The sequence below is a fragment of the Aequorivita lipolytica genome, from assembly GCF_007997135.1.
In the GTDB taxonomy this organism is placed as follows: domain Bacteria; phylum Bacteroidota; class Bacteroidia; order Flavobacteriales; family Flavobacteriaceae; genus Aequorivita; species Aequorivita lipolytica.
Window position 1 is genome coordinate 1 of sequence record NZ_VORU01000035.1, and the last position, 1,716, is coordinate 1,716.

At 45.5% G+C, this 1,716-nt stretch carries 1 protein-coding gene; it reads left to right on the plus strand.

Annotated elements, in window-relative coordinates; translation table 11 throughout:
* Positions 1–1,716: proprotein convertase P-domain-containing protein (locus ESV24_RS15160; RefSeq protein WP_211359050.1), on the plus strand; the 1,716-nt coding region annotated here is incomplete at both ends.

Genomic DNA, 1,716 nt, shown 5'->3' on the forward strand with positions numbered 1-1,716 from the left:
TCAACACAGGTGATCTTGATATGATGACCTATGCGAATGCTGATTTCCAGGTGCGTTTTACCTATGATGATGAGGGCTCTTGGGCCTATGCGGCAGGCGTTGATAACTTCCTGCTGAGCTACGAAATCTCTGCAGGTGGCGGACTTGACGTTTTCCTTGACGCAAACGGAATGGCAAGCGTAGATCCAAACGATCTTCTAACCGGTGTAAATGAAGCCTGTGGCTATACTGTTACCGCTGGCGGTGCCGGTGGAGGGACAATGGGCTCCTTGACTACACTTTTTGCAACTAACAATGGCGGTTCTCCAAACTGGACTGTAATGTACGATCTTACAGTAGGTCCGAACGATATTGAAGTTACAGACCTTGATGTAAACACAGATGCTACGGGTACTTTCAATTTAAATCTGTACACTTTGGTTGGCACTCACGTTGGTAATGAAACCAATGCTGCTGCTTGGGGAGCACCTGCAAGTTCTGGTACTGGTACTGCTCTTGGAACCGATTTGCCTAGTAATGCAGTTCTTGCAGCACCAGTTACTTTAGCTGCGAATACTACTTACGGTATAGCAATCACGATGGATGTTGATGTAAATTACACAAATGGAACAGGATGTCCTGGAAATCAGTGCTACAGTAATGCTGACCTATCATTAACTTTAGGAAAGGCTGTTGCCGGAATATTTACCGGCTCTGTATTTTCACCACGTATTTGGAACGGAACAATCAACTATACCGTTGGTAGTGGCTCTGGTCTAGACTTTACCTGTGCAGATCTTGGCGAGAACCAAATAGAGGTTACCGTTACCGATAACAGTGGAAACGTTTCCACTTGTATTGCTACAGTAAATGTTATTGACCTAGTTGCTCCTGTGATCACTTGTGGTCCAGAACCAACTGTTTCTGCAACAATATCAGACAGCCCTGCATTGGCCATTCCAGATAATGACCCTGCGGGCGCTTCATCAACGATTTCAGTTACGGAAGACGTGACAATCGAGGATCTTGATATAAATCTTGATGCTACTCACTCTTGGGTAGGCGATATAATCGTTACTATTACCTCACCAGCAGGAACTGCAGTCACCATTGTGGACCGTATAGGTGCAACCGGAGGTGGATTTGGCTGTAGCGGTGATGACATACTTGCAACTCTTGACGATGCAGCTGCATCGGCAGTGGAAGATCAGTGTGGCGCAGGTGTTCCATCTATTGATGGAACTTTCAGTCCGAACAATCCGCTTACAGCCTTCAACGGTGAAAGTACGCTTGGCGACTGGACAATCACAATTTCTGACAACGCAGGTGGTGATACCGGAACGCTTAACAGCTGGGGTATTACTTATTCCTATGCAAACACCAATACAGATATAGTTATTGAATTAGGCCCAGATGGTACTGCTACCATCGATCCTTTTGATATTATCAGTAATGTTGTTGAGGCGTGTGGTATAGATACCGCTGCCGTTGATGTTACTACGGTAAGTTGTGCAGATATTGGAACTACCATTGTTATAACAGCATTTGTTAGCGACACTAGTGGAAACATTGCCTCCTGTTCAGCAAATGTTATCGTTGTGGATCGATTAGCCCCAGTAATTACCTGCCCAGCAGATCAAACTGTTGATCCGGGAGCTGGTAACCTGTTCTATATCTTACCAGACTATTTTGCAACTGGCGAAGCCACTGCAGAGGACAACTGTACAGACCCAGTAA